Here is a 6,596-nt window from a genome sequence, read left to right as displayed (position 1 = left end):
GGGGGGGGGGGGGCGGGGGGGGGGCGTCCTCTGCCCGCGCGGGGGGGGGGGGGGGGGCTGCGCGGCCCGGGGGGGGCGGCCCCGGGGCCCCCCCGGGGGCGGGCGCGGCGCGGGCCCCCCCCCCCCCACCGCCGATGATGAAGGTCAAACTGCGATCAGGCAAAGCTGTCGCGCAGGCTGGTCGCGGTGCCGGTGAAGCGCGAGTGCACTATGCCGACAACTGCGCCGAGCACCAGCCAGAACACCAGATTGGTCAGCGTCACCGCCACCACGAACTGATGATGCAGGCCCTCCGGGATCGGCGTTACGAAACTGTCAGGCTGCGGCGCGCCGACAATATGCGGGGCGACGATCAGGAGGACGGCGAGCACGGTCAGGGGCGCCGACGTGCGGAAGGTAATAAGGGCAAGGCCGATCGCGGTTGCCATCACCGTTGCCCACCACCAGATCTGGCGCTGCATGAGATCGGCTGCCGGCATTGCCGGCAGTTCCGGCGGCAGGCCGAGTCCCGGCGCCAGCGTGAACACGGCAAAGCCCGCCAGACCCCAGAACACGCCCTGGCGCCAGCTGCCGATGCCGCCGGCGAACTCGGAAACCGCCACCAGGACCAGCGCGAAGCCGATGCCGGTGACGATATTGGCGACGACACTGAAGGCGAAACGCTCGAAGCCGTCGGCCGGCGCCCAGCCTTCGTCCTCCGCCGGCGCGGCTGCTTCAGCCGGTGCTGCGCTGCTCACCGCATTTTCCGCCGGCGCGGCGGTGCTCATGGCATCGGTGTCCGCAGCGTTGGCGGCGGGCGCCGCGGCATGCTGATGCTCATGGCCGCCACCAGCATTTTCGTAGACCTCCGCCTTGAGGATCAGCGGCACGGTGGCGTAGGCCTGCATGCAGGCGAGAGCGACACCGGCCACGAGCCCTGCGATCGCCGCGATGAACACGACGTTGCGAAACAGGTTCATGATGTCAGATCCTCGTCAGTGGCAGGGAAACGCCATCGAATGGCGATAGTCGTGCGCCGCATTGTGGACCGCATCGATGTGCGAGAAACCGACAACGCCGACGACGAAAATGCCCAGAAACGCGCTAAGCACGAGCTGCATGAAGCGCGACTGCGAGGAGACGGAAGCGCCGAGGGAGACGGAAGCGGTATTCATATCTTGTCCTTTCGCCCTCCACCCGAGGGCATCGAAGTCAGTTCCCTGTCGCCGGCAGGTCTCCTGGCTCGCGGATCAGCGCCCTTCCCCACCTTCCCGAAGAAAAAATCCCCAGTGGCTTGGAGAGGACTACCGCACACAGTTGCGGGGGCAGCCACGGCATTGGGCAACAAGTCAGCCCTCACCGCATTCCCTCTTGGTCCCTAACGGAACCGACGACATGCATGACTATAGGCTGAAACGGTCGCATCCGGCAAACCAAATTCCGCCGGCCAACAGCGCGAATGCGCCATGCGGCGTTACGGGTTCAACGCGGTGATCCGCTCGGCAACCAGCCGCTGCAGCCGCCACAGATGGCGATCGTGAATGCCGCGCTCTTCAAGGTTTTTCACCGTGTTGTAGAGATAGTCGGCGCCCGACCCCCAGTGCCCGCAGGACGTTGCCAGCCTTTCGACGACCTTGCCCTCGTCGAGCGGTCCTGAATAGGTCAGGCCGTTGCGGTTGATGACGAAGGCCAATGCCCTGAGCGGTCCGGCCTCGCTTGCAAGCTTGAGCATGCGCGGCCGGTAGCTTGTCGGCTTCAGCGTGACTTCGCGCCGGAAAAGCCGGCCCAACTGCTCGCGCCGGTTATTGTCGGTCAGCCGAAAGGCGACGCCCTTGCATTGTCCGCCACGGTCCAGCGCCATCATCAGGCCGGGGCTGTCCTTGGTGCCGCGCCAGCGCGTCATGTTCATGCAAAAGGACCGATGCCAGCCGCGCGCCAGCGCAACGCGGTCCTCGACATAATCTATTTCCGGTTTCCAGATCAGCGATCCATAGCCGAACAGCCATAGCGGTTCGCTATCCGGGAGTTCGACCTGCAATTCATCCAGAAGCGCGTTATAGTCGGCTTCATCGAGATGCATCGCGTCCGGATCAGGCCCGGGGTCCCTGATCTCGCGCCAGCAGCGCGCGACCAGCTCCGGCGTAAGCGACATCTGTCGTGCGGCCACGTCCGAATCCCCAATTTCCGAATGTCCCATGTCCACGACATGATTATGCGCCGCGCCTGCAACCGGCAATGCGGCACTCTGATTGACAAACGATTTGCCGGGGTGTCGGCTGACGCTTCATAGGAAACCAGCCATGCATCCCAACCCGAGCGAGCGCGACCCCTATAACGGCCTGAGCCGGGCCGAACCGACGCTACCGTCGTTGGCCTATTGGGATAGCGAGGCTTACCAGCGCGATCTCGAGGCCATCTGGTACAAAAGCTGGCTGCTCGTCTGCCGCGAGGCCGATCTTGCCCAGCCTTTGGCATTCAGGACATTCCGCGTCGGCACGCAGGAAATCGTCGTGCTGCGCGACGACACCGGCGAGTTGCGCGCCTTCCACAACACCTGCCGGCATCGCGGCTCGCAGCTTTGCCAGGAAAGCGAGGGCCGGCTGAAAGCGCGGCTCATCACTTGCCCCTACCCATGCCTGGTCCTACTCGCTGCGCGGCGATCTCGTGCGCGTTCCCTCGAAATCGCTGCCAGATGGTTTCGACAAGGCAGATCATCCGCTCTACCGGGTGGCGCTGTCGGTGTGGCGCGGCTTTGTCTTTGTGAACCCTCAGCAGGCGACGGCCGGCTCCGCCGAGACCTCCTTCGATCCCGCATCCGGCGACCTCGCCAACTGGCCGCTGGAAACGCTGGTATCAGGCCATGTCCTGCGCAAGGTGATGAACTGCAACTGGAAGATCTTCTGGGAGAACTTCAACGAGTGCCTGCATTGCCCAGGCGTCCACAAGGACCTGTCTCGGCTGGTGCCGATATACGGCCGCGGCCTGATGAGCCGGCACGACGACCCCGACTGGGTCCGCCATGCCGACAATGACGCGCCGGAGTTTTCGGGTGGCCTGCGCGCCGGCGCCGAGACCTGGTCGCGCGACGGACATGCCCATGGCCCGGTCTTACCGGGCCTGACGCCAGCCGAGCGTGCGGCCGGACAGACCTATGCCACCAGCCTGCCCTCGATGTTCATCGTCGGCCATGTCGATTATGTCAGGACGGTGCGACTGATGCCGCTCGGTCCCGAACAGACCGAACTCACCGCCGAATGGCTGTTCGCGCCCGAGGCGCTGGCTGAGACGGACATCGACAATGTCGTCGCCTTCGGCACCCAGGTGCTGGAGGAGGATGCCGCGATCTGCGAGATCAATCAGAAAGGCCTGCGCTCGATGCGCCACCAGGCCGGCGTGCTAATGCCGGAGGAGTACGATCTGCACCGCTTCCACAACTGGGTGCGCGAGCGGCATGCAGCGCTTGAGGCAACCGCCTGATCGGCGACTAAAGCGACTTCGGCAGATAGCGCCAGGTGATAAAGCCGCAAACCGCGGCCAGAATGCCCAGCGTCACGAACACCGAGCCGAGGCCGAAAAACGCCAGCACCACCGAATAGACCAGCGGCGGCGTCAGCTCGGAAAAGTCGAGATAGGTGCGGTAGACCGCGGCCATCTGCGCCCGCTCATAGGACCGCACCGAGCGCATGAAGGCGGTCGAGCCCAGTGCATCGAGCGCGATGGTGAAGAAGGCGCCGCAGAGCAGGAAAAAGCCCGTAAGCAGCGGCGCGGTAGTGCCGACCGCGCCCGCCGCAAGCAGCGTCGCCGACATCGCGAAATAGGCGAAGGTCATGGTGCGCCGGCCGCCGAAGCGTTTTCCCGCTTTGCCCCAGAAGATCGCCATGAACAAAAGCGCATTGCCGGCCGAAACCAGCAGGCCGCCGGCAAGCTTGCCCTCGCCGGTAATCACCATGAACAGCGGCCCGTAGACGAAGAACGTCGTCCAGAAGCAGGAGCGGCCGAAGGCGATCAGCCAGGCCAGCCTGAGTCTCGGTTGTGCTACGAAGCGGCCGATATTGGCCAGCGGATTGGCCGGCCGTGTCTTGCCCGGCCGGATCGACCGGTTGTCGCCCAGCCTGTAGGTCCAGAACAGCGCCAGCAAGGCCAACGCAAACACCGCGACCGCGCCATGCGCGGCATAGATGCCGTAGCGTGTGTAGAGGAAGATGCCGAGTGTCGGCCCGCCGGTCCAGGCCAGCATCGACCACGCCATGCGCAGCGATTCGGCCTGCATGAAATCGGTCTTGCGGATGTGGTCCATGATGTAGAGGTTGAGCGTGATCGACAGGGCGCTCGCCCCCATGACGCGGCACAGCATGCCTGCCAGTTGCCCGGCAAGCGTGTGGGTGACGAAGAACAGCGAGCCTATCGCCAGCAGGCAGGCGCCGGCGGTATAGACCCAGCGCCGGGCAAACCTGCGGATCAAGATCGGCATGAACAAGGTCACCGACAGGCCGAGCAGCGCCACGATAGTGTAGAGGATCGAGACGATCTGCTCGTTGTGCAGAATCTCATAGGCCTGGATCGGGATGACGCTCGACACCGTGGCACGGGCGAAGGATTCGACCGCATAGAGCGAGGCAAAGGTGCGCGCATCCGCCGGACGCAGGGCCGGAAGCCAGATCGGATGGCGCACATGGGTGGACATTTGATCCCCAAATCAGACTCGCGGCGTCAAATCTGCGCTGGCGCTTCCTCCGCCGGTAACAGGAAACCGACCCCTTCCCGGCAAAAAGCGAATTCGGCCAAAGGCTTTCCGGCTCTGGCCTAAAGCGCCGCCCGATGCAGCCGCACGGCGCGACCCGGAGCGTAGAGGGCGGCCTTCTTTTGTCCGGTGCAACCGTGATAGTCGTCTTTGGGGCTGAATCAGATCGCGAGACCATGAGCATCCATACCGCACCCCCTGGAGATCAACTGAAGCGAGATCAACCGAAGCGCATCGTCGCCATCGATGTCGTACGCGGCATCGCGCTGATCGCCATGGCGAGCTACCACTTCACCTGGGATCTCGAAAATTTCCACTACACCGATCCCGGCCTCACCGCCGTCGGCTGGTGGAAGATCTATGCGCGCTGCATCGCCTCGACCTTCCTGTTCCTGGTCGGCGTCAGCCTGTTTCTCGCGCATGGCAGGCAGATCCGCTGGACCGGCTTCTGGAAACGCTTTGCCATGGTCGCCGTCGCGGCCGCCGCTATATCGGCGGTCACGTACTTCATCACGCCGGACAGCTTCATCTTCTTCGGCATCCTGCATCAGATCGCGCTGGCCAGCCTGCTCGGCCTTTTGTTTCTGCGGCTGCCTTCCTGGCTGACGCTGGTCGTGGCGGCGGTGGTGATCGCAGTCCCCCTCTATCTCCGATCCGAAGCCTTCGATCATCCGGCGCTTTGGTGGGTCGGCCTGTCGGCGATCAACCCGCGCTCCAACGATTACGTGCCGCTGTTTCCCTGGTTCGGCGCCGTGCTTCTCGGCATCGCCGCGGCAAGGTTTGCGTCCACCACCGGCCTGCTGGCGCGGCTGGCCACGCTGGCATCGGGAAGCTGGACCAGGCCGCTCACCTTCATCGGCCGCCACAGCCTGGCTTTCTACCTGATCCACCAGCCGCTGCTGTTCGGCTGCGTCTGGCTGTTCTCGCAGATTGCGCCGGCGCCCGTCGAAACAAGGGAAGTGATCTTCCTCAAGGAATGCCAGGTATCTTGCGAACAGCAGCGCGACACGGAGTTCTGCACCAGCTATTGTGTGTGCATGCTGGACACGCTGCAAAGCGAAGCGGCATTCGACCGGCTCTACAATGGCGACCAGACCCCGGAGTTCAAAGCGCATCTCGGTGAACTCGCCGGCATCTGCACCGCCAGGACGGAGGAGAGCCCGATGACGCAGGGAGGGCAACAATGACCGACAAGCTCACAAAACCCGGGCTGGCAAAACCCGATCTACCGAGACCACGGCTGATCCCATGGCCGCCGCTGATCTACATCGCCGCCATTGCCATCAGCATCGCGCTCGGCCTGTTCTATCCCCTGCCCTGGATCGGCGACCTCTTGGGCGACCTTTTGTTTGCAGCCGGCTTTGTGGTGCTGTTTGCCGTCGCAGCCCTCTGGTTCACCGCTATCCGCACCATGATTCGGGCCAAAACGACGATGAACCCCAATGGCGTGCCGGATCATCTGGTGACGTCCGGCCCGTTCGGCGTGACGCGCAACCCGATGTATCTGGCCAACACGCTGCTTTTGATCGGCGTTGCCTTCGTCTCGGGGATCGTATGGTTCCTGCCGCTGGCTTTGATCGCGGCATTTGCAACGCAGAAGGTCGCCATCGAGAGCGAGGAGAAGGTGCTGTTCGCCAAATTCGGCAAGAAGTACCGCGACTATGCGAAGCGGGTCAGGCGCTGGATCTGAGGCGACGTGACAGGGGTGTATACCTTGGCGATTAGCTGGCGCATCCGTCTCTTCGTCATCCACGGGCGGAGCAAGGAGCGTAGCGACGCAGCACAGACCCGAGGATCCATGCCGCGACTCCAGAGCGTTGCTATGGTCCAGAATTCGCAACCGCTGCACTCCACGACCGATGTCACGGAATGGATT

The 6,596-nt window shown here is 63.9% G+C and carries 7 protein-coding genes, 1 pseudogene and 1 riboswitch; of the genes and pseudogenes, 4 read left to right on the top strand and 4 right to left on the bottom strand.

Annotation, left to right across the window (positions count from 1 at the left end; genetic code table 11):
• Positions 1-155: 155 nt before the first annotated feature.
• The 3 genes from NKH35_RS24135 to NKH35_RS24125 all read right to left on the bottom strand — a co-directional run bounded on the left by NKH35_RS24135 (position 156) and on the right by NKH35_RS24125 (position 2,146).
• Entirely contained in the window at positions 156-959 is an 804-nt protein-coding gene (locus NKH35_RS24135; RefSeq protein ID WP_352853928.1) for a CbtA family protein, read from the bottom strand.
• Between the two features lie 15 nt (positions 960-974).
• On the bottom strand, positions 975-1,154 hold the full coding sequence (locus NKH35_RS24130; protein WP_023670784.1) for a CbtB domain-containing protein: 180 nt from the start codon (positions 1,152-1,154) through the stop codon (positions 975-977).
• A 36-nt stretch (positions 1,155-1,190) separates the two neighbouring features.
• Positions 1,191-1,386, bottom strand: a riboswitch (cobalamin riboswitch).
• A 67-nt stretch (positions 1,387-1,453) separates the two neighbouring features.
• Positions 1,454-2,146 carry a gamma-glutamylcyclotransferase gene (locus NKH35_RS24125; protein WP_352853925.1) on the bottom strand — a complete coding sequence of 231 codons (693 nt, stop codon included), beginning with the start codon at positions 2,144-2,146 and terminating at the stop codon, positions 1,454-1,456.
• Between the two features lie 133 nt (positions 2,147-2,279).
• On the opposite strand from NKH35_RS24125, the pseudogene NKH35_RS24120 reads away from it, so the two are divergent.
• Positions 2,280-2,549: pseudogene (locus NKH35_RS24120) on the top strand (Rieske 2Fe-2S domain-containing protein); the annotation flags it as partial.
• A 94-nt stretch (positions 2,550-2,643) separates the two neighbouring features.
• The gene (locus tag NKH35_RS24115) at positions 2,644-3,456 is read left to right on the top strand and encodes an RHO alpha subunit C-terminal catalytic domain-containing protein (RefSeq protein WP_352916654.1); all 813 of its coding nucleotides are present in this window, start codon (positions 2,644-2,646) and stop codon (positions 3,454-3,456) included.
• 7 nt (positions 3,457-3,463) lie between these two features.
• Here the strand turns inward: NKH35_RS24115 and NKH35_RS24110 are convergent, their stop codons facing one another.
• Positions 3,464-4,663: an MFS transporter gene (locus NKH35_RS24110; RefSeq protein WP_023710815.1), complete on the bottom strand. Its 1,200-nt coding sequence runs from the start codon at positions 4,661-4,663 to the stop codon at positions 3,464-3,466.
• Positions 4,664-4,896: 233 nt separating this feature from the next.
• On the opposite strand from NKH35_RS24110, the gene NKH35_RS24105 reads away from it, so the two are divergent.
• Together NKH35_RS24105 and NKH35_RS24100 are read left to right on the top strand one after the other, a co-directional pair.
• Positions 4,897-5,907, top strand: coding sequence for a heparan-alpha-glucosaminide N-acetyltransferase (locus NKH35_RS24105; RefSeq protein WP_023710816.1), 1,011 nt, complete (start codon positions 4,897-4,899; stop codon positions 5,905-5,907).
• A complete protein-coding gene (locus NKH35_RS24100; protein ID WP_352723555.1) occupies positions 5,904-6,410 on the top strand; it encodes a methyltransferase family protein in 507 nt (168 codons plus the stop codon). Before NKH35_RS24105 ends, NKH35_RS24100 begins: the two co-directional genes overlap by 4 nt.
• The last annotated feature ends 186 nt before the right edge of the window (positions 6,411-6,596 follow it).

It is taken from the genome of Mesorhizobium sp. M1143 (genome assembly GCF_040318435.1).
GTDB lineage: Bacteria > Pseudomonadota > Alphaproteobacteria > Rhizobiales > Rhizobiaceae > Mesorhizobium.
Note: the sequence above shows the minus strand (reverse complement) of the source record. Positions and strands in the feature narration are given on the sequence as shown.